Origin of the sequence: Succinivibrio dextrinosolvens DSM 3072 (assembly GCF_900167015.1) — a bacterium.
Taxonomy (GTDB): domain Bacteria; phylum Pseudomonadota; class Gammaproteobacteria; order Enterobacterales; family Succinivibrionaceae; genus Succinivibrio; species Succinivibrio dextrinosolvens.
This window is the reverse complement of sequence record NZ_FUXX01000001.1, coordinates 113813-134082: the sequence shown is the minus strand read 5'-3', so window position 1 is coordinate 134082 and position 20270 is coordinate 113813. Positions and strand designations below refer to the sequence as shown.

Annotated in this window: 31 protein-coding genes and 1 pseudogene; 2 read left to right on the top strand and 30 right to left on the bottom strand. The window is 43.0% G+C overall.

Annotation, left to right across the window (positions count from 1 at the left end; genetic code table 11):
- The 28 genes and pseudogenes from B5D46_RS00610 to B5D46_RS00475 all read right to left on the bottom strand — a co-directional run bounded on the left by B5D46_RS00610 (window position 1) and on the right by B5D46_RS00475 (window position 15650).
- Window positions 1-993 carry a DNA-directed RNA polymerase subunit alpha gene (locus B5D46_RS00610; protein WP_031490552.1) on the bottom strand — a complete coding sequence of 331 codons (993 nt, stop codon included), beginning with the start codon at window positions 991-993 and terminating at the stop codon, window positions 1-3.
- A gap of 47 nt (window positions 994-1040) precedes the next feature.
- Window positions 1041-1664 (bottom strand): 30S ribosomal protein S4, encoded by a 624-nt coding sequence (gene rpsD / locus B5D46_RS00605; RefSeq protein WP_031490553.1) that lies wholly within the window; start codon window positions 1662-1664, stop codon window positions 1041-1043.
- 31 nt (window positions 1665-1695) lie between these two features.
- On the bottom strand, window positions 1696-2091 hold the full coding sequence (gene rpsK / locus B5D46_RS00600) for a 30S ribosomal protein S11 (protein WP_031490555.1): 396 nt from the start codon (window positions 2089-2091) through the stop codon (window positions 1696-1698).
- Window positions 2092-2102: 11 nt separating this feature from the next.
- On the bottom strand, window positions 2103-2459 hold the full coding sequence (rpsM, locus tag B5D46_RS00595) for a 30S ribosomal protein S13 (protein ID WP_031490557.1): 357 nt from the start codon (window positions 2457-2459) through the stop codon (window positions 2103-2105).
- Between the two features lie 188 nt (window positions 2460-2647).
- On the bottom strand, window positions 2648-2761 hold the full coding sequence (rpmJ, locus tag B5D46_RS00590; RefSeq protein WP_031490558.1) for a 50S ribosomal protein L36: 114 nt from the start codon (window positions 2759-2761) through the stop codon (window positions 2648-2650).
- 23 nt (window positions 2762-2784) lie between these two features.
- Window positions 2785-4131 carry a preprotein translocase subunit SecY gene (secY, locus tag B5D46_RS00585; RefSeq protein WP_143098565.1) on the bottom strand — a complete coding sequence of 449 codons (1347 nt, stop codon included), beginning with the start codon at window positions 4129-4131 and terminating at the stop codon, window positions 2785-2787.
- Window positions 4132-4336: 205 nt separating this feature from the next.
- A pseudogene (rplO, locus tag B5D46_RS00580) lies at window positions 4337-4771 on the bottom strand (50S ribosomal protein L15); the annotation flags it as partial.
- Between the two features lie 3 nt (window positions 4772-4774).
- On the bottom strand, window positions 4775-4960 hold the full coding sequence (rpmD, locus tag B5D46_RS00575; RefSeq protein WP_031490563.1) for a 50S ribosomal protein L30: 186 nt from the start codon (window positions 4958-4960) through the stop codon (window positions 4775-4777).
- Window positions 4961-4963: 3 nt separating this feature from the next.
- The gene (gene rpsE / locus B5D46_RS00570) at window positions 4964-5470 is read right to left on the bottom strand and encodes a 30S ribosomal protein S5 (RefSeq protein ID WP_078927765.1); all 507 of its coding nucleotides are present in this window, start codon (window positions 5468-5470) and stop codon (window positions 4964-4966) included.
- 9 nt (window positions 5471-5479) lie between these two features.
- Window positions 5480-5833, bottom strand: coding sequence for a 50S ribosomal protein L18 (rplR, locus tag B5D46_RS00565; protein WP_031490565.1), 354 nt, complete (start codon window positions 5831-5833; stop codon window positions 5480-5482).
- Window positions 5834-5847: 14 nt separating this feature from the next.
- Window positions 5848-6381, bottom strand: a complete 534-nt coding sequence (gene rplF, locus B5D46_RS00560) for a 50S ribosomal protein L6 (protein ID WP_031490567.1) — start codon at window positions 6379-6381, stop codon at window positions 5848-5850.
- A 14-nt stretch (window positions 6382-6395) separates the two neighbouring features.
- Entirely contained in the window at window positions 6396-6782 is a 387-nt protein-coding gene (gene rpsH / locus B5D46_RS00555) for a 30S ribosomal protein S8 (RefSeq protein WP_078927783.1), read from the bottom strand.
- Window positions 6783-6799: 17 nt separating this feature from the next.
- Window positions 6800-7105 carry a 30S ribosomal protein S14 gene (rpsN, locus tag B5D46_RS00550; RefSeq protein ID WP_031490569.1) on the bottom strand — a complete coding sequence of 102 codons (306 nt, stop codon included), beginning with the start codon at window positions 7103-7105 and terminating at the stop codon, window positions 6800-6802.
- Between the two features lie 15 nt (window positions 7106-7120).
- Window positions 7121-7672 (bottom strand): 50S ribosomal protein L5, encoded by a 552-nt coding sequence (gene rplE, locus B5D46_RS00545; protein ID WP_031490570.1) that lies wholly within the window; start codon window positions 7670-7672, stop codon window positions 7121-7123.
- A 22-nt stretch (window positions 7673-7694) separates the two neighbouring features.
- Window positions 7695-8021, bottom strand: coding sequence for a 50S ribosomal protein L24 (rplX, locus tag B5D46_RS00540; RefSeq protein ID WP_031490573.1), 327 nt, complete (start codon window positions 8019-8021; stop codon window positions 7695-7697).
- A 24-nt stretch (window positions 8022-8045) separates the two neighbouring features.
- Window positions 8046-8414, bottom strand: coding sequence for a 50S ribosomal protein L14 (rplN, locus tag B5D46_RS00535; protein ID WP_031490574.1), 369 nt, complete (start codon window positions 8412-8414; stop codon window positions 8046-8048).
- Window positions 8415-8542: 128 nt separating this feature from the next.
- Window positions 8543-8803, bottom strand: coding sequence for a 30S ribosomal protein S17 (gene rpsQ / locus B5D46_RS00530; protein WP_031490576.1), 261 nt, complete (start codon window positions 8801-8803; stop codon window positions 8543-8545).
- Window positions 8804-8815: 12 nt separating this feature from the next.
- A complete protein-coding gene (gene rpmC / locus B5D46_RS00525; protein ID WP_031490577.1) occupies window positions 8816-9019 on the bottom strand; it encodes a 50S ribosomal protein L29 in 204 nt (67 codons plus the stop codon).
- Complete coding sequence (rplP, locus tag B5D46_RS00520) at window positions 9019-9432, bottom strand: 50S ribosomal protein L16 (protein ID WP_031490578.1); 414 nt, start codon at window positions 9430-9432, stop codon at window positions 9019-9021. The genes rpmC and rplP overlap by 1 nt, the downstream gene beginning before the upstream one ends.
- A gap of 13 nt (window positions 9433-9445) precedes the next feature.
- Window positions 9446-10222: a 30S ribosomal protein S3 gene (gene rpsC, locus B5D46_RS00515; protein WP_031490580.1), complete on the bottom strand. Its 777-nt coding sequence runs from the start codon at window positions 10220-10222 to the stop codon at window positions 9446-9448.
- 8 nt (window positions 10223-10230) lie between these two features.
- Window positions 10231-10563: a 50S ribosomal protein L22 gene (gene rplV / locus B5D46_RS00510; RefSeq protein ID WP_031490581.1), complete on the bottom strand. Its 333-nt coding sequence runs from the start codon at window positions 10561-10563 to the stop codon at window positions 10231-10233.
- Between the two features lie 15 nt (window positions 10564-10578).
- Complete coding sequence (rpsS, locus tag B5D46_RS00505) at window positions 10579-10851, bottom strand: 30S ribosomal protein S19 (protein ID WP_031490583.1); 273 nt, start codon at window positions 10849-10851, stop codon at window positions 10579-10581.
- Between the two features lie 19 nt (window positions 10852-10870).
- Window positions 10871-11686: a 50S ribosomal protein L2 gene (rplB, locus tag B5D46_RS00500; protein ID WP_078927764.1), complete on the bottom strand. Its 816-nt coding sequence runs from the start codon at window positions 11684-11686 to the stop codon at window positions 10871-10873.
- The gene (gene rplW, locus B5D46_RS00495) at window positions 11686-12006 is read right to left on the bottom strand and encodes a 50S ribosomal protein L23 (protein ID WP_051639034.1); all 321 of its coding nucleotides are present in this window, start codon (window positions 12004-12006) and stop codon (window positions 11686-11688) included. Before rplW ends, rplB begins: the two co-directional genes overlap by 1 nt.
- Complete coding sequence (gene rplD, locus B5D46_RS00490) at window positions 12003-12614, bottom strand: 50S ribosomal protein L4 (RefSeq protein ID WP_031490588.1); 612 nt, start codon at window positions 12612-12614, stop codon at window positions 12003-12005. The genes rplW and rplD overlap by 4 nt, the downstream gene beginning before the upstream one ends.
- A 17-nt stretch (window positions 12615-12631) precedes the next feature.
- Entirely contained in the window at window positions 12632-13270 is a 639-nt protein-coding gene (gene rplC / locus B5D46_RS00485; RefSeq protein WP_031490589.1) for a 50S ribosomal protein L3, read from the bottom strand.
- A gap of 15 nt (window positions 13271-13285) precedes the next feature.
- Window positions 13286-13597 (bottom strand): 30S ribosomal protein S10, encoded by a 312-nt coding sequence (gene rpsJ, locus B5D46_RS00480; RefSeq protein ID WP_021890106.1) that lies wholly within the window; start codon window positions 13595-13597, stop codon window positions 13286-13288.
- A gap of 259 nt (window positions 13598-13856) precedes the next feature.
- Window positions 13857-15650, bottom strand: coding sequence for a phosphoethanolamine transferase (locus B5D46_RS00475; protein ID WP_078927763.1), 1794 nt, complete (start codon window positions 15648-15650; stop codon window positions 13857-13859).
- Window positions 15651-15883: 233 nt separating this feature from the next.
- Here B5D46_RS00475 and B5D46_RS00470 point away from each other — a divergent pair, with 233 nt between their 5' ends.
- Window positions 15884-16540: an epoxyqueuosine reductase QueH gene (locus B5D46_RS00470; protein ID WP_078927762.1), complete on the top strand. Its 657-nt coding sequence runs from the start codon at window positions 15884-15886 to the stop codon at window positions 16538-16540.
- A 40-nt stretch (window positions 16541-16580) separates the two neighbouring features.
- Here B5D46_RS00470 and pyrE read toward each other — a convergent pair whose 3' ends face one another.
- Window positions 16581-17222 carry an orotate phosphoribosyltransferase gene (pyrE, locus tag B5D46_RS00465; protein WP_031490595.1) on the bottom strand — a complete coding sequence of 214 codons (642 nt, stop codon included), beginning with the start codon at window positions 17220-17222 and terminating at the stop codon, window positions 16581-16583.
- 139 nt (window positions 17223-17361) lie between these two features.
- Here pyrE and B5D46_RS00460 point away from each other — a divergent pair, with 139 nt between their 5' ends.
- Complete coding sequence (locus tag B5D46_RS00460) at window positions 17362-18225, top strand: YicC/YloC family endoribonuclease (RefSeq protein ID WP_078927761.1); 864 nt, start codon at window positions 17362-17364, stop codon at window positions 18223-18225.
- A gap of 124 nt (window positions 18226-18349) precedes the next feature.
- On the opposite strand, the gene B5D46_RS00455 is transcribed toward B5D46_RS00460, so the two are convergent.
- Window positions 18350-20239: a DUF2813 domain-containing protein gene (locus B5D46_RS00455; protein ID WP_078927760.1), complete on the bottom strand. Its 1890-nt coding sequence runs from the start codon at window positions 20237-20239 to the stop codon at window positions 18350-18352.
- Window positions 20240-20270: the final 31 nt, after the last annotated feature.

Genomic DNA, 20270 nt, shown 5'->3' with positions numbered 1-20270 from the left:
TTATTTGTTTGGCACACGAAGTCCTGCTGGAGGCCAGTTAGCCACACGCATACCTAAAGACAGATTTCTCTGAGCAAGAACGTCCTTAATTTCATTTAATGACTTCTTACCTAGATTTGGAGTCTTTAGAAGTTCAACTTCAGTTCTTTGTACCAAATCGCCGATGTAAATGATTTGCTCCGCCTTTAAGCAGTTTGCTGAACGAACTGTAAGCTCTAAATCATCAACTAGCTGCATTAAAACAGGGTCTGGCATTGGAGGAGCAGCTGGAGTAACAACTCGCTCGCTGATTTCTTCCTTATCAACCAGATTTACCATGCTGTCACAGATCAAGCCAGAAGCTTTCATTAAGGCAACCTCAGGAGCAATAGTTCCATCGGTTTCCATATCAATGACTAATCTGTCTAAGTCTGTACGCTGCTCAACACGAGCTGACTCAACCTCATATACGTAACGACGTACTGGGCAGTAGTTAGCATCGATCAGAATAACGTCATCTGACTCAGCAGGAACATGGTCCTCAGAAGTAGTTGTAACATAGCCACAACCTGAGGTAATGCGAAGTTTCATCGACAACGAAGCCTTGGCACCTTTTAAAGTGCAAATACGGGCTTCAGGGTCAACAAATGATAAATTATCAGGACATACGATGTCAGAAGCGTGAACTTCTCCTTCGCCACGTCTTTCAATTGTTAACCAAACAGGCTCAGTTAGAGGCTCTTTTGAAGTAATTGCAAGTGATTTTAAATTCATAACCACTTCAAAGATACTTTCAACAAGATCATCCTTTAAGCTGTTTACGTTCTTTACGCCCGCCATCTGGAAAGCATCAATTGCGGTTCCAGACAGGGTCTTTAGTAAAATTCCACTTAAAGCAACACCAAGTGTATAACCGAAACCACGCTCCAATGGCTCAAGCACTAAACGTGCGTGATTTGGACTGATTTCATTATAATCAACTGGCTTTGGCTTTAGTAGTTCAACAACAGACACTAGAGATACCCCACATTGTTAAAGCGGTGCTGGCAATGTTGCCTAAATTACTTAGAATACAATTCGACGATCAGTGCTTCCTTGATATCAGAAGGTAGCTCTGCACGCTCAGGATTGCTCTTATAAGTACCCTTCATATGATCGTGGTCAACATCGATCCAAGTAGGTTTTGTAGCACGCTGACCGCTTAAATCGATAGCTGCCTTGATACGTAGCTGCTTCTTAGCCTTTTCGCGAACAGCAACAACATCAGAAGGCTGAACCTGGTAAGAAGGAATGTTTACGATCTGATCGTTTACAGTAATAGCCTTGTGGCTTACTAACTGACGTGCTTCCATACGAGTTGAACCAAAACCCATACGGTATACAACGTTGTCTAAACGAGCCTCTAGAAGCTGTAACAGGTTCTCACCAGTGTTACCATTCATTCTTGAAGCTTTCTTGTAGTAGTTACGGAACTGACGCTCTAGAACGCCGTAAATACGACGAACCTTCTGCTTCTCACGTAACTGCATGCCGTAATCTGATAGACGTGCTTTGTTTGCGCCATGCTGACCTGGTGCAGTATCTAACTTGCACTTGGTGTCAATTGCGCGAACGCCTGACTTTAAGAATAAGTCTACACCCTCACGGCGGCTTAATTTCAGGGCTGGACCTGTATATTTTGCCATTTATCTTTCTCCAGAAATTGAACTCGACAGGTTATACGCGACGCTTTTTAGGTGGGCGACAACCGTTATGAGGGATTGGGGTAACATCAGTAATGTTAGTGATCTTGTAACCCTGTGCATTTAAAGCACGGATTGAAGACTCACGACCAGGACCTGGTCCCTTTACCATAACTTCAAGGTTCTTAACACCGAACTCTTTTGCAGACTCGCCTGCACGCTCAGCAGCAACCTGTGCAGCATATGGAGTTGACTTACGTGAACCACGGAAGCCTGAACCACCTGCAGTTGCCCATGAAAGAACGTTACCCTGACGATCTGAAATGGTTACGATAGTGTTATTGAAAGATGCATGGATATGAGCTACACCGTCAGCAACCTGCTTCTTTGAGCGCTTGCTTGAGCGAGCCTTGTTATTAATTTCTGCCATCTAAAGCTCTCCTACTTCTTAATGCTCTTACGTGGACCCTTACGAGTACGTGCATTAGTCTTAGTACGCTGACCACGTACTGGTAAACCTCTGCGGTGACGTAAACCACGATAAGTACCTAAGTCCATTAGGCGCTTGATGTTCATAGAAATTTCACGGCGTAAGTCACCTTCAACGGTGAACTTGCCAACTTCGGCACGAATCTTGTCGATGACTGTCTCATCTAAGTCTTTTAACTTAGCATACTCATCAACACCAGCGTTAGCTAAAATCTCGCTAGCGCGGGTTGGGCCGATGCCATAGATTGACTGTAATGCAATCACGGCGATCTTCTGATCAGGCACATTAATGCCAGCTATACGGGCCACTATTGATCTCCTATAACATAGGTCGGTTTAAAACAAAGGCTGTCGCAAAGCCCGTTAGGATACGCGACAACCGCTATAGTGCACTTTGGCATGTCAGAAAAGCACCAAGATTACTCTTAGTGCTTTTTAAGCTGTATGATTATACAGATTTTAATCTAAATATGCAACATAAATTGCATATTTAAGCATTAGCCCTGACGCTGCTTATGCTTTGGATTATCGCAGATAACACGTACTACACCATTGCGACGAACAATTTTGCAGTTGCGGCAAATCTTTTTAACTGAAGCACCAACTTTCATTTATATTCTCCAATTAACAAATATTAACGACCGTAATTTCTTAAATTTGCTTTACGCATGATGTCGCCATACTGCTGATTCATCATATGGCTCTGTAACTGAGATACAAAGTCCATACAAACAACAACAATAATCAATAATGATGTACCACCGAAATAGAACTGGACGTTAAACCAATTCATAAGTAACTGTGGAACAAGGCATACTGCTACCATGTATAAAGAACCACTTAAGGTTAGACGAGTCATTACCTTATCAATGAATCTTGCTGTCTGCTCACCAGGACGGATACCAGGAATAAAAGCACCACCCTTCTTTAAGTTCTCTGCTACCTCACGTGGATTGAATACCAGTGCAGTATAGAAGAAGGTAAAGAATACGATTGCAGCTGCATATAATAATTCATATAAAGGCTGACCAGGTTGTAAGAACACTGAAATGCTGCTTAAAACATTAGCTACAGCATTATCGCCTTGGCCGAACCAAGATACAACGGTACCAGGGAACAGAATAATTGATGAAGCAAAAATTGCTGGAATAACACCTGATAAGTTGATCTTTAATGGTAAATTAGAGCGTGGCTGAGAGTAAATTCTGTTACCCATCTGGCGTTTAGCGTATTCGATTACGATCTTACGCTGACCGCGCTCAACGAAAACCACGAAGAAGGTCACTAGGACCACAACTACACCAATCAGTAGTAATGCGATAGTTGATAAATCACCCTGACGTGACTGTTCAAAGGTTCTTGCAAGAGCTGAAGGCAATCCTGCTACGATACCAGCGAAAATGATAAGTGAAATACCATTTCCCACGCCACGCTCGGTAATCTGCTCACCAAGCCACATTAACAACATAGTACCGGTTACTAAGCTAACAGTTGTTACGAAGTAGAAACCGAAACCAGGATTATCAACTAATCCAGGCATCATGTTTGGAATACCGGTTGCCATACCAAAAGCCTGAATTGCAGCAAGGAGCACTGTTGAAATACGAGTGTACTGTGTGATCTTACGACGACCAGACTCGCCTTCTTTACGAAGAGCAGCTAAGTCCTTGTTAATAACAGCAAGCAATTGGATGATAATTGATGCAGAGATATATGGCATGATACCTAATGCTAAAACTGAAGCACGCTCTAAAGCGCCTCCAGAGAACATATTGAACATGCCAATAATGGTTCCGCTTTGCGAATCGAAAACGCGTTGAAGTACGTCAGCATTCACACCTGGAACAGGAATATATGAACCAAGTCTGAACATAATTAAAGCAATAACAACAAATAAAAGACGCTGACGTAATTCGCCAGAACCCTTAGTCTGCTGATTTGCCATTTCGCGACTTCTTTCAAAAAGCGACTTTCTAGCCATGCAAAACCTCATTAGGGGGCTATACAGCCCCCGTTAATTATTAGCCTCTAGCAGCCTTTTTAGCTGCCTTCTGCTCTGCAGTCTTCTTAGCAGGCTTTACCTTGCCAACTGCTGCTAGGTTATCTAAACGAGCCTTCTGCTTAGCAGCTGACTTCTTGTTTGATAACTCGCGACGAGCAGCTGCATCAGTAGTGTACTGAGCAATCTCAACGGTACCACCAACTGCCTCGATAGCAGCCTTAGCACCCTTGGTGCAGCCTAAGCCCTTAAGAGTGATCTTCTTGGTGAAGTTAGGAACGCGTGATAATACTACCTTAACGAACTTAACTTTCTTGTTGATTAAACGAGCTGCTAATAAAGCATTCATATCAACAACATCACCTTCGATACGATTTAAATCGTTTAGTGTTACTTCAGCAGTAACATCAGCCTTTGGAGACCAGAAACCAAACTTTGGTAAACGGATCTTTAATGGCATCTGACCGCCTTCGAAGCCTGGACGCTTGTGAGCGCTCTTACGTGCGCCAGCACCCTTAACACCACGACCACAGGTCTTACCTAAGCCTGAACCGATACCACGACCAACACGGTTAGAAACCTTGTGTGATCCCTCTGCAGGCTTTAAAGTATTTAGTTGCATGGTTTACTCCTCTACCTTTAGTAAGTAGCTAACCTTATTGATCATACCGCGAACTGAAGGAGTATCCTCTAGTTCAACAGTGTGACGAATACGGCGTAAGCCTAGACCTTTAACAGTCTCAACGTGCTTTGGCTTGCGACCAATAACGCTCTTAATTAGAGTAACTTTAACGGTTTTCTTATCTGCCATTTTTTACTCCAGAATTTCCTTAACTGAAAGGCCACGCTTTGCAGCAATTGCCTCAGGAGTACGCATTGAAGCTAAAGCAGAAACAGTAGCGCGAACTACGTTGATTGGGTTTGTTGAACCGTAAGCCTTAGCTAAAACATTACGAACACCAGCTACTTCAAGAACAGCACGCATAGCACCACCAGCAATAATACCGGTACCTTCTGATGCAGGCTGCATGTAAACCATAGAACCTGAATGCTCACCCTTTACAGCGTGGAATAAGGTACCATTGTTTAACTGAATATTGCTGTTAACGCTACGGCGAGCCTGCTCAATTGCCTTCTGAATAGCAGCAGGAACTTCGCTAGCCTTACCATAACCATAACCTACACGGCCGTTACCATCACCAACTACAGTTAGAGCGGTGAAAGAGAAAATACGACCACCTTTTACAACTTTAGCTACACGATTAACTGCAACTAATTTTTCCTGCAGCTCGCCAGCTTGAGTTTCGTCTTTGTGTTGCATTTCACACTCCTAGAACTTAAGGCCGGCTTCACGAGCTGCGTCAGCTAATGCTGCTACACGACCGTGATACTGATAGCCTGATCTGTCAAAAGCTACGGTTTCAACCTTAGCTGCAATTGCACGCTCAGCAACAGCCTTACCAACTGCCTTAGCAGCCTCAACGTTGCCGGTGTACTTAAGACCCTTTGCAAGGTCCTTATCTAAAGTGCTAGCTGAAGCTAAAACACGGTTATCATTGCTGATAATCTGTGCATAAATGTGACGTGGAGTACGGGTAACTACTAAACGGGTTACACCTAACTCATGCATCTTTGCACGAGACTTAGTAGCGCGGCGAATGCGTGCTTCTTTCTTATCGAACATGTTATGCCACCCTATTATTTCTTCTTAGCTTCTTTAATGTGAATGATTTCGTCAGCATAGCGAACACCCTTACCCTTGTATGGCTCAGGAGCACGGAATGCGCGAACCTTAGCTGCAACCTGACCTAACAGAGCCTTATCATAGCTCTTTAGAATAATGTCAGTCTGAGCTGGGCACTCAGCGGTGATACCCTCTGGTAGCTCGAAATCGATTGGATGTGAGTAGCCTAAAACTAAGTTTAGAACCTTACCCTTAACAGCAGCACGGTAACCAACACCAACTAGCTTTAATGCCTTCTCGAAGCCCTTATCTAAACCAACAACCATGTTGTGTAGAAGAGCACGAGTGGTACCAGACTGCATGTTTGAGTCCTGAGACTCATCTTTCTGTGCAACCTTGATCTGACCGTTATCAACGGTAACAGTTACTAAAGGATGTACATTTAAGCTCATCTCGCCTTTCTTAGACTTGATGGTAACTTTCTGACCGTCGAGAGAAACTTCGACGCCCTGAGGAACAACGATAGGTTCCTTAGCAATACGTGACATGTTGCCTCCCTAAATTATGCGACGTAGCAGATAACTTCGCCGCCCAAGCCGTCCTTACGGGCAGCACGATCGGTCATTAAGCCTTTAGAAGTAGAGATAACAGCGATACCTAAGCCGTTCATGATACGTGGTAGCTCGTTGCTTCTCTTGTAGATACGAAGACCAGGACGTGAAACACGCTGGATCAGCTCGATAACTGGAGCACCTTCGTAGTACTTAAGGCCAATTTCTAGAACCTTTTTAACGTCTCCGTTCTCAGCAACTGAAGAAATGTAACCTTCCTTCAGTAGTAGGTTAGCAATAGCAACCTTTAACTTTGATGAAGGCATTGAAACGGAAACTTTGCCAGATGCCTGGCCGTTGCGAATGCGGGTTAGTAAATCCGCAATAGGATCTTGCATCATTTGTATCTCTCCTCTTACCAGCTAGCCTTGTGTAGACCAGGGATCTCGCCACGCATCATGTGCTCACGTAGCTTGATACGGCATAAACCGAACTTACGTAAGTAACCATGTGGACGACCAGTCTCACTGCAGCGGTTACGCTGACGTGAAGGGCTTGAATCGCGAGGTAGTGAAGCTAAAGCTTGCACTGCAGCGAAGCGCTCTTCATCTGAAGAAGAAACACTTGAAATAATCTTTTTGAGATCTTCACGCTTTGCACGATACTGCTCTGCAAGACGCTTTCTCTTAAGATCTCTGTAAATCATTGAAGTCTTAGCCATTAGTTCGTCCTCGAATTACTTGTTGGCCTGAGTACGGAATGGGAAGTTGAAAGCCTCAAGAAGTGCTCTGCCTTCTTCATCTGACTTAGCAGTGGTGGTGATAGTAATATCTAGACCACGAACTGTATCAACTTTATCAAAATCGATCTCAGGGAAAATGATTTGCTCACGTACGCCCATAGAGTAATTTCCTCTACCATCAAATGACTTAGCTGATAAGCCACGGAAATCACGGATACGTGGAATTGCAATCACGATTAAACGCTCGAGGAACTCCCACATACGCTCACCGCGTAGGGTAACTTTACAACCGATTGGATAGCCCTCACGAATATGGAAGCCCGCTACGGATTTGCGAACCTTGGTGATTAATGGCTTCTGACCAGCAATAGCGGTCATGTCTTTTGCAGCGTTCTCTAGAACTTTCTTATCTGCAACTGCCTCACCAACACCCATATTCAGGGTGATCTTCTCAATCCGAGGGACTTGCATGATTGTCTTGTAACCAAATTTTTCTGTTAAGGCTTTGATTACTTCCTGCTTGTAAAGATCATGCAGTTTCGCCATCGTTATTCTCCTATAATAAACACTACTTAGCTGAAGGGATAGTCTTATCGTTAGACTTGAAGAAACGAACTTTCTTGCCGTCTTCTACTCTAAAACCAACACGATCTGCTTTCTTAGTATCTGGGTTGTAGATTGCAACGTTAGAAACATCGATAGGTGCTACTAAGTCAACAATACCGCCCTGGATGCCAAGATTTGGGTTAGGTTTCTGGTGTTTTTTCTTGACATTAATGCCTTCAACAAACACCTTGTGCTCACTTGGTAATACGCGGGTAACTTTACCAGTCTTGCCCTTATCCTTACCAGTGATAACGATTACTTCGTCATTGGTGCGAATTTTCGCTGCCATAGTTTTAATACTCCCGATTTTAAATTAGAGTACTTCTGGAGCTAATGATACGATCTTCATAAACTGCTCTGAACGTAGTTCACGAGTAACAGGTCCGAAAATACGAGTACCAATAGGCTCATGCTGTGCAGTTAAAAGAACTGCTGCGTTAGTGTCAAAGCGAATTACTGAACCGTCTGGTCTGCGAACACCTTTCTTGGTGCGAACAACAACAGCGTCTAGTACGTCGCCCTTCTTAACTTTGCCGCGAGGAATAGCGTCTTTTACAGACACCTTAATAATGTCGCCAATGCCTGCGTAACGGCGGTGAGAACCACCTAAAACCTTAATACACATAACAGCACGTGCGCCAGAATTGTCGGCAACGTCAAGCATGCTTTGCATCTGGATCATTTGTAAATGCTCCGGTTAATACCAATTAAAACAACTTTCTAAAACAAAATTAGAAAGGCGCTAAAATATACCACAAAAAAAAATAGACCGCAAGCACAAAAATGCCTGCGGTCTTTTTTATAGTTTAATTAGGCGTTTACAGCCTTCTCGATTACGCTAACTAGCTTCCAAGCGATAGTCTTAGAAACTGGTCTGCATTCACAAATCTCAACTATATCACCAACGTGAGCAGCATTCTCAGCATCTGATACGTGGAACTTGGTAGTACGGGTAATGATCTTACCGTAAACTGGGTGAGCAACACGGCGCTCAACAGCTACTACACAAGCCTTCTGCATCTTGTCGCTAACAACACGACCACGTAGGGAACGAGCGATTTTCTCTGACATTTATGTCTTCCTCTACTTTGCGCTCTCTGAGTTTAACTTCTCAGAAAGGATAGTGTTAATACGTGCGATGTCGCGACGTACCTTACGAACGTTGTCAGTCTGCTGGAGTGAACCAGTCTTTAACTGGAAACGTAGATTAAACTGCTCGCGCTGAAGATTTGAAAGTTCAGTCTTTAAGTCTTCAACGGACTTATTACGTAAATCGTTTGCTTGCATTAGATCACCTGCTTACGAACGAAGGTAGTTGTTACAGAAAGTTTAGCTGCAGCAAGACGGAATGCCTCACGAGCGATTTCTTCAGTAATACCACCAATCTCGAAAAGTACACGACCAGGCTGAATTGGAGCAACCCAGTACTCAACAGTACCTTTACCTTTACCCATACGAACACCTAGAGCTTTCTGAGTGATTGGCTTGTCTGGGAATACACGAATCCAAACTTTACCTTCACGCTTCATCTCACGGGTGAATGCACGACGTGCAGCTTCGATCTCACGAGCAGTAATCTGACCGCGAGAAGTTGCCTTAAGACCAAACTCGCCGAATGAAACGGTTGAGCCAGCGTATGCTAGACCCTCGTTACGGCCTTTCTGAGTCTTACGATATTTAGTACGTTTTGGTTGTAACATTTATCTTTCTCCGTTACTCAGAAGCCTTTGCTTCTTCAGCCTTCTTAGCACCACGACGACCACGGCCTGGACGAGCCTGGTTCTCATCGCGACGACCACGACGACCTGCTGGAGCAGCTGCATTGTTACGGTTCTCTGACTCTTCCTGAGTTAGTGGTAGACCACCTAAAACTTCACCCTTGAAGATCCAAACCTTAACACCGATTACACCATAGGTTGTAACAGCCTCTGATAAAGCGTAGTCGATATCAGCACGTAGAGTGTGTAGAGGTACGCGACCTTCACGTAGCCACTCTGAACGAGCGATTTCAGCACCACCTAGACGGCCTGATACTTCAACCTTGATACCCTTAGCACCAGCACGCATTGCATTCTGGATTGCCTTCTTCATAGCGCGACGGAACATTACACGACGCTCTAACTGAGAAGCAATAGAATCAGCAACTAACTTAGCGTCTAGATCAGGCTTGCGAATCTCGCTGATATTAACCTGAGCTGGAACACCAGCGATTGCAGAGATCTTCTGACGTAACTTCTCAACGTCTTCGCCCTTCTTACCAATTACGATACCAGGACGAGCAGTGCAGATAGTTACACGAATGCTCTTTGCAGGACGATCAATAACAATCTTAGAAACAGATGCATTCTTAAGCTCAGCAGTTAAATACTTACGAACTTCAGCATCGCTCTTGATGTTAGCTGGGAACTGTGCAGTAGATGCATACCAAACTGATGAATATGGTCTGGTGATACCTAGACGAATTCCGTTTGGATTAATTTTCTGACCCATATTTACTCCTAACGCTCTGCAACAACAACGGTAATGTGAGAGGTACGCTTTACGATGCGGTCAGCACGGCCCTTAGCACGTGGCATGATACGCTTTAAAGATGGACCCTCATCAACCATAATCTTAGCAACAACTAAATCGTCGATGTCTAAAGACTGATTGTGCTCTGCGTTAGCAATTGCTGAAAGCAGAACTTTACGGATTAGTGCAGCAGCCTTCTTTGGGCTGAACTCTAACAAATCCAAAGCTTTCTGAACAGGTAAACCGCGAACTTGATCTGCGACCAGGCGGGTTTTCTGAGCAGAAGAGCGAGCATATTTGTGGATTGCTTTAACTTCCATTACATTAAACTCCAATTAGGCCTTAGCATCAGCTACGGTGTGACCCTTAAAGGTACGAGTAGGTGCAAACTCACCTAGCTTGTGACCAACCATTTCGTCTGAAACGAATACAGGTACATGTTGACGACCGTTGTGAACAGCGATGGTCATTCCAATCATCTGAGGAATGATAACTGAACGGCGTGACCAGGTCTTAACTGGCTTCTTGTCACCAGTCTCAAGAACCTTTAGTACCTTCTTTAATAAGGACGCATCAATAAATGGACCTTTTTTCAAAGAACGTGGCATTTTATATCCTCGCTATCGATTAACGGTGATGAACAATGTACTTGTCAGTACGCTTGTTCTTACGGGTCTTGTAACCCTTACATGGAGTACCCCAAGGAGAACGTGGCTGAATGCCCTTGTTACGGCCCTCACCACCACCATGTGGGTGATCGATAGGGTTCATTGACATACCACGAACGGTTGGACGTACACCGCGCCAACGGTTAGCACCAGCTTTACCTAACTGAGCTAGCATGTGCTCGCCATTACCGATTTCACCAACAGTTGCACGGCCTTCTGCTAAAACTTTACGCATTTCGCCTGAACGCATACGTAAGGTTACATAAGCACCTTCTTTAGCAACTAGTTCGCAGTAGCAGCCAGCTGAACGTGCGAATACAGCACCTGCACCTGGGTTTAACTCAACTGCGTGAATGGTAGTACCTAGAGGGATGTTACGCATTGGTAATGCATTACCAACCTTGATAGCTGCATCAACACCTGATACAACAACATCACCCTGCTTTAAGCCCTTAGGAGCTAAGATGTAGCTACGGGTACCATCGGTATAGCAGATTAAAGCGATGTGAGCTGAACGGTTTGGATCATACTCAATACGCTCTACGCGTGCCTCAATACCATCCTTCTGACGCTTGAAATCGATTAAACGATAGCGCTGCTTGTGACCACCACCAATGTGACGAGTTGAAATGTGACCGTAGTTATCACGACCACCAGTCTTACGCTTCTCAACAGTTAGAGAACGTAATGGACCACCTTTCCATAAGCCAGGGGTCTTAACCTGTACAACGTGACGACGAGCTGGAGTGGTTGGCTTTGCCTTAATGATTGCCATTATTTGCTCTCCTTGTTAATCTGCTGTGAGGTAGCCTCAAGATCTAACTGAGTGCCCTCTGGAAGAGTAACATAAGCCTTTTTCCAGTCTGAACGCTTGCCAATACCACGTGCAGTGCGACGTACTTTACCCTGGAAGTTTAGGGTGCGAACACCTTCTACCTTCACATTGAAGATCATCTCAACAGCAGCTTTGATTTCTTCCTTGGTTGCGTCCTTTAATACCTTGAATACTAGAGTATTCTTCTCCTGTGCAGCGGTGCTCTTCTCAGAGATAACAGGTGCACGAAGAACATTTAATAAACGAGCTTCAGACATTATTTAAGCAACTCCTCTACCTTCTTAACAGCTGCAGAAGTCATTAGAACCTTGTCGAAACCAACAAGATTTACTGGGTTGAACTCAGCAGTACCTGGCTGGCAAACTTCTACTCTGTATAGGTTACGAGATGCTAAGAATAAATTCTGTTCGAAAGCATCAGTAACGATTAGAACCTGCTTTAGACCTAGATCCTTTAGCTTGTTAACTAATGACTTGGTCTTGTGGTCTTCTACCTTGAAATCGTCAACAACAACTAAACGGTCCTGACGAACTAACTCAGATAGGATGCTGCACATTGCAACACGGTACATCTTACGATTTACCTTCTGAGTCCAATCCTGTGGCTTAGCAGCAAATACAGTACCACCTGCACGCCATAATGGAGAACGGGTAGAACCTGCGCGTGCGCGACCTGTGCCCTTCTGACGGAAAGGCTTCTTACCGCCGCCTGAAACCTCAGAACGGGTCTTCTGAGCTTTAGTACCGGCGCGTGCAGTGCTTAGGTATGAAACAACTACCTGGTGCACTAATGGCTCGTTGAACTCGCGACCAAAGGTGCTATCTAGCACTTCTAGCTGCTTGTCTGCGCCAACTAACTTTAATTCCATGATCCTATTACCTCGGGTTAAGCTTTAAGACTTGGTCTTACAATCACGTCACCGTTATTAGCACCTGGAACAGCGCCTTTTACGAGAAGTAGATTGCGTTCTGCGTCGATGCGAACTAAGTCAAGGCACTGTACAGTAACCTTCTCAGAACCCATGTGACCAACCATCTTCTTGCCCTTGAAAACTCTACCTGGAGTTTGGTTCTGACCGGTAGAACCAGGTACACGATGTGAACGTGAGTTACCGTGTGTATAATCCTGGTGTAAGAAGTTGTAACGCTTGATAGTACCTGCAGTACCTTTACCTTTTGACTGGCCGGTAACGTCTACTTTCTTAACATCTTGGAAAGCGTCTACTTTGATCTCGTCGCCAACTTTGTATGAAGCTAGCTCTGAATCAGTTAAACGGAACTCCCATAAGCCACGGCCTGCCTGTACGCCTGACTTTGCGAAGTGACCAATTTCAGCTTTGGTCATACGACTTGCTTTGCGATCACCAGTTGTAACCTGAATAGCGGTATAGCCGTCATTCTCTAGGTTCTTGATCTGGGTTACGCGGTTTGCCTCAACCTGGATGACTGTTACTGGAACAGATTTGCCGTTCTCATTGAAAACACGGGTCATACCAAGCTTGCGGCCGATTAAACCGATTGACATTGTATTATTCCCCTATTAGCGAAGGCTGATCTGAACATCCACACCAGCTGCAAGATCTAAACGCATTAATGCGTCTACAGTCTTCTCAGTTGGCTCAACGATATCAACTAGGCGCTTGTGAGTACGGATTTCGTACTGGTCACGAGCATCTTTGTTAACATGTGGAGAGATAAGGATTGTGTAACGCTCCTTACGAGTAGGAAGCGGAATTGGACCGCGAACCTGAGCACCAGTGCGCTTAGCGGTCTCAACAATTTCAGCGGTTGAATGGTCGATCAATCTGTGGTCGTATGCCTTTAGACGGATCCTAATTCTTTGATTCTGCATTGCAGACTCCATTTAAAAATAAAAGAACATACAACACCCGCCTTCTCATTTCTTATCGATAGAGAGGAAGTGTCGTAATTACCAATTACTCCCAAAATTAGGGAGAGTATCCACAGCCGCATCATAATGAAGTAGGGCTGGTTTGTACTCCGTACACTTAGGGTATGGGTACAAAGTGCCATTATTATACTGAATTTAAGATTTAAAGCAAGTCTTTTTTTCAGTAATCTTTAAATTTTTTTGTTCAATATAATTTGCACTAATTTTCCTTTTCAGGAATCTCGTCTATATGCATCTTTCCATACATGGTAAGAACTGACTTCTTATCAAGTGAATAGGATTTATCAGCCAGATTCAGCTTGTCATCCATTCCAGGAAGTCCGCTTATACCCATTATGGATGCTGCAAGGTCAAAGATAAGATCATTTGAAAAATACCTATCCTTATTCCTTACAAGAGCATCATGAATCTCAGGATTATCCTGACAGTACTTGTCAGATAGATATACTACCAGAGGAATTCTCAGCATCTGACCATTCAGGTTAACAGGATCATGTCCACCTATTACATGAGGATCCTCTCCATGGTCAGAAAAATAGATCATGGCCTTGAAATTTGATTTCTCTTTAAGCTTTGAGTAAATCTCTTCAAGTATATGGTCGGTATACAAAACTGTATCGTCATAGTAATCAAGAGTCTCGTCACTTCCTTCAAACTTTAGGAATGAGCCAGGAAGTCTCTTGTCATACTTCTGATGACTGCCCATCAGATGAATCACCACTAGAATATTCTTTGACTCATCGATCTTAGGTAATCTTCTGACAATCTCCTCATCAAAGAAAACACCTTCCATCTTTGAAGAGCCGTTCACCCAGATCTCATGGTTCGCTGTTGAAGAAATAACCGTAACTGGAGTCTCATATACACCGTACTTTCTCTGATTACTTAGCCAGTAGGTTTCAAAACCGGAGGCACGTGCAAGCTCTATGATTGAATAGGCATCAACAGTCTGCTTTTTCTTGTACTGATTAGCCTCAGTCAGAGAATAGGATAAGGCCTGAACTGTCTGAGGCCATGATGAATATGCATTGGTAAACAGAATATTGTTTGGATTTTTAAGCTGTTCAACAAGGTATGGAGTATTCTCCCTTGAAAAACCATAGGCCTGCATTCTGTCACGGGTTTCAGACTCACCAATTACAAGCACGAACAGATTGCCGTTAGGATCGGTTGTATCTGATAGTTTCAGAGAATCAAGCTTGTTCAGCTTTGACAGACGCATGGTTTTCTGCTGCTTATAGATTTCAAAATTATCAAGCTGTCTTGAGGTCACTCTGATAATTGAAAAAGGCAGATAGTCCATTCTAGGCAGTGCCAGCCATACAGAAGATGCAAGGCACAGGAAGAAAGACAGCACAGTTATAAAATGAGTCGAGTCAAAGGTCGTGATATCTCTGAAGAAATAGGCATTTACAGCATAAATACATGCCAGAGCAATAAAGGCAAGAAGCCACATGATATTAAAGTTACTCTGAATAAACTCTGTACCTTCTGTAGCATTGGTCTGAGCAAGAGCAATTATAATATCGGATGAAATCAGAGAGCCTGTTGCCACAAAATAACAGATAAGGATAGATGGCAGCAGAACAAATAAAAACAGGACTACATAGGAAATAAAAGAGCAGATCTTTTTAAGCCAGACTGTCTCTATTCCTCTGGCAAGTGCTCTAATCATTACACAGGTAGACAGGGCAACCAGAGAAAAAGCAATGCCCTTGCAGAAATCAAATAACGACGTATTAAGTCCAAGTGTCAGAGAAAAGATATAAACACTCAGATAGGTAAACAGGAATACTATCGCAAATCTTGTTATGGCTTTTTTACAGATTGTTAATCTGAAGGTCAGGAAAATAGAAGCAAGACCGATTGCTACATACAGAGCAAAGGTTACGTAACTGCGTAAAGAAAAATCATATACCCCATATAGAATCAGAGTCAGAATAACAGGAACAGCAAGACTCAGAAGATTTTTCTTATCTGAACTAAATATCATAAAAAAAGCCTTAATTTAATAAAACCTTTATAAAACAAAGCGTTTGGCACCTTTTATAGAGAGGCGCTCTTCTTGTTAGCCGTATATAATACTCCAAAGTACCAAAAAGACACGCTATTATCTTTTTAGTGATACATCTTCTGTGCAAATGTTCGTTTTCAATATCATAAGTATAGTTAAAGAAAAGTGATATAATCACCGCCTGTTTTCGATTTAATAGGTAAATATCAAGCATGGATTTCAATTTCAGACTACCGGAAAATTTTGCTAAGGATTCTCCTAAAAGAGATCTGAAACTACCTGAAGGTGCAAACGGTCTGGTGGTTCACTGCTGCTGTGCGCCATGCTCAACAAGTCTTGTTGAATGTCTAATCTTCAACAAGATTAAGCCTGTCATGTTTTTCTACAATCCTAATATCTATCCAACAGAGGAATACGAGAAAAGACGTGATGAATGGGTTCACCTGTGTGAACTTATGAACATTGAATATGTAATCGGAGACTACGACTATCAGATGTGGCTTAAGGAAGTTGAAGGCCTTGAGAACGAGCCTGAAAGAGGCCGTCGCTGCCTGAAATGCTTCACCCACAGACTTACCGTAACAGCTCTGTTTGCAAAGTCACGGGGCATAAATACCTTCACCACAACACTATGTACCTCAAGATGGAAGAGCAAAAAGCAGGTCGATGAGGCAGGCTTCAGAGCTCAGGATAAGGTTGAAGGTATCTCCTACTGGGATCAGGACTGGAGAAAGGAAGGACTTGTCGGGCGCCGTTACGAGCTTGTAAAGGAAATTGACTTCTATAATCAGCTTTACTGTGGATGTGAGTTTTCTCAGATAAGTGCAGGTTACTGCAAGAAAGGAATCGTAGAGAAGGAAGAAAAGTAATTCTACACAGTTTCACATGGAAACCGTGTAGATTCAGATATTAGGCTCCGTACTGCTTTCTGTACTCAAGCATTGCTGGAATATGCTCTTTTAGCTTGTCATCGTTTTCAATGTACTTTAGAAGATCATCAAAGGTAACAATTGAAATAATCTTGATGCCAATCTGCTCCTCAGCCTCAGCAATAGCACTCTTTTCACCCTTACCCTTTTCCATACGGTTTAAGGCAATAATTGCAGCCTTGAAGTGTGCGCCGTTCTCTTTAATCAGAGTTTCAGATTCTCGGATAGCAGTACCTGCGGTAATTACATCATCAACCAGCAGAATATCACCCTTTAAAGGAGCACCTACCAGATTGCCGCCTTCACCATGGTCTTTCTTCTCTTTGCGGTTGAAGCACCAAGGAACATTCTTGTGGTGCTCTGAAGATAGAGCCATTGCAGTAGCACATGCCAGAGGAATACCTTTATAGGCAGGTCCGAAAAGAACATCGAATGATACGCCAGAATCAACCAGTGCATGAGCATAGCATGAGCCTAGAGTTGCCAGATCTTCACCGGTGTTGAAACCGCCAGCATTGAAGAAATATGGGCTGGTTCTTCCTGATTTAAGAACAAAACTGCCAAATTTTAAAACACCCTTGCTTAAAGCAAGTTCAATGAATTTTCTCTGATATTCCTGCATTTTTAACCTCGAAAGTTTTCGCACATATTACATTATTATTACTCAGATTCCAAAACAAAAATGTTGTTTGCAAAAGAGCAGTGCAAATGCGTAAAATGTTCGGGGAATACAGAACACTTTCAGGAAAAACGAGGTAATTATGGCTGATATTTCCAGCATGACAGGTTCATCAAACAAAATCATCAATACCGACAGAGTAAACATTAATATAGATATCACCTCTGTAAATAACCGCTTTCTTGAAATCTACCTCAAAATGCCTGATTCACTAAGACATCTTGATTCAAAACTCAGAAGCATCATTCAGGAAAAACTGACACGCGGCAAGATTGACTGCTACATTTCATACGCTTTAAACGCAACTGATTCACTGAATATCAATCAGGAAGTCCTGCACGCTTTAGCCAATGCAGTATCTCAGATTAACAAAGAGCTTCCTCAGTCAAACGTGAATGCCCTCGAGATTCTTAACTATCCAGGAGTAATCAGTCAGGAAGGAAATCTTCAGGAAAAGATTGATGAAGAAATCCTTAAAAACTTCTCTGAGGCAATTGATAATCTGAAGGAAAATCGTAAAAAGGAAGGAATCAAGCTAAAAGACGCTCTTATCTCAAGACTTGATAAGATAATCGAACTATCCTCAGTTGTAGGAGAGCAGCTTGATAAGCTTGTTGATCTTGAAAGAGAAAGAATTCTAAGTAAAATCAGCACACTGGATATCAGCGTAAATCCAGAAAGACTGGAGCAGGAAGTTGCTCTTGCAGCCCAGAGAGCAGATGTAAGAGAAGAATACGACAGACTGCTGGCTCACGTTAAGGAAGTTAGAAACATTCTTGATAAGGGCGGTCTTTGCGGAAAGCGTCTTGATTTTATGATGCAGGAATTCAACCGTGAATCCAATACACTAGCATCAAAGGCATCAAATCTTGAGATCACAAAGGTTGCTGTTGAGCTTAAGGTTGTTGTTGAACAGATGAGAGAACAGGTTCAGAACATCGAATAAAGAACAGCTAGAAGGACTTAGATTTCGTTCCGGCTTTAATTCTGAGATCCGCCAAGGTCTCAGAATTTTTCAATCAAAGCATTTCTGGATAGTTTCTCTATCACAGCCGGACTCCATAGAACAATCAGATGTAATTACCCTGCCCTAATGCTCTTACCGCCTGAAGCAGACTTGCAAATACCACAGGAACGCCTTCAACACCTTTCTTCTGAATAGCATCAACAAGCAGTAGAGCCAGACCTGGCTTTGATTTACGCTTGATAGCCATATCAATAACCTTGTCTGAGGTAAGACCTTTACGCAACTGACTGTTTGAAGATACTCCTGCGGCAATTCTGAAGGTTTTCTCATATCCCTGAGAATACAGATAGTGCTCAATATCTTTTTGTGGAATTACGGTCAGATGTCTGTCTCTTCTCTTCTTTGGAATGAAATTCAGAGCAACTTCCGCATACTTCTTACCAGCCTCATCGCCATCGGTCAGAACATGGAATGCTATACCCAGCTGAGTTGCAACCTTCATCAGAGGCTTTAGTCCGCACTGGGCAAACTCAATAATTCTTATACCCTCACAGGCAAGGGAAATTCCCAGAATAGAAGCAATCTGGGTGAGAATCCAGACCTCAGTCTCACCTTCAACAAGAATCCAGGTTCTGGCGAAGAATGCCATTGGTCGATTCATTCTAATATGGAAGGCAATTCTTCTTAAATCGTCATTATTCAGAGAGGATGATTCAGGATCAACCTGGAAGCAGGTTGTATCGTAGAACTTTCTGTGCAGTCGTCTTAGTGACTGCAGAGGAACTGTGGATAACAGATCTCCGCTGTTGGTAGTTACAATCTTCTGAGTAGCTGTTGATGAAAGCAGTGACCAGAAGGACAACAGCAATGATGGATGGAAACGAGACTCTATATCCTCAATAATCATGATTGGAGTCGCATTCTTGTCAATCTCACGATCACCCTGTGACAGAAACAGAGCTGATGCGATGTATGTCAATACGACCTTAGATCTTGTAAGGCCCGGAGCTGTCAGCATGTTTCTGATTGATGACAGAGATTCCAGGGATATTGGACTTTTTACTATCTCATCAATGTTTCTTGGATTACGTCTTATGGCTTCTGAATCATCGCCTTGATTATAGTTACCCAGATACTTATCAAGATATGCTGTAAACATCTTTAAAAGAGAGGCTACATTTTCAGATGACAGCTCATTGTCATTGAAAATCAGGGATGCCATATGGGAAATCTTCTCCCCCTTCTTACTCTTTGATAGACGCTTTGTATCCATACGACTGTCACGCAGTCTGAATACAGGATTGAGTCTGATAATGGTATAGAAGGCTTCCTCATAATTATCAGTCTTCTTGAAACACTCATTATTCTTGTTAACAAGATTGTGAATTGTTACGAACTCATCCTTCTCCTCGTTATAGAAGGCTACGATCTGCCAGTGAATGTAGTAGGCCCCACTTTCATCAAAGTACCAGAATGGCTTGAGGACAGGATCTTTTTCTGCGTAACCGTTAATGGCACTTTCACGGAAATACAGATCGATATGTATATGGTTATCGGTTTTCTTGAAGACATCTTCCTCTTCCTTGTGCTTATAGGAAGAGATAAATTCATTTATATCAGTAAAGAATTCTGAGGCACTGGAGGTCTCACGAAGCTGATCGCTTAAATACTGTTCAGCCTTTTCAAGCTTATCCTTCTTGTACTGTTCTACAGCTTCTGCTTCAAAGGAAATAGCCTTTCGTCTGGTTACACGCTCAACAAGATTATCTTTAGGAAAAGTATCGTAGGATTTGAGTTCGACTGGTACATACAGATCTTTCTGTTCAAACTGACATAGTTTTTCGCCCTGACCAAGAACCATCCATAGGGCGCGAAGGAGAGATGTCTTACCCCAGTGATTTTCACCGATAAGAACTGTGCTGGTATCTTCAAAGTGGATTGATAATTTACGGATACCTCGGAAATTAACCACTTTAGCTTTTTCTAGATACATGCAATTCCTTAGTACATACCTAATACTAAAG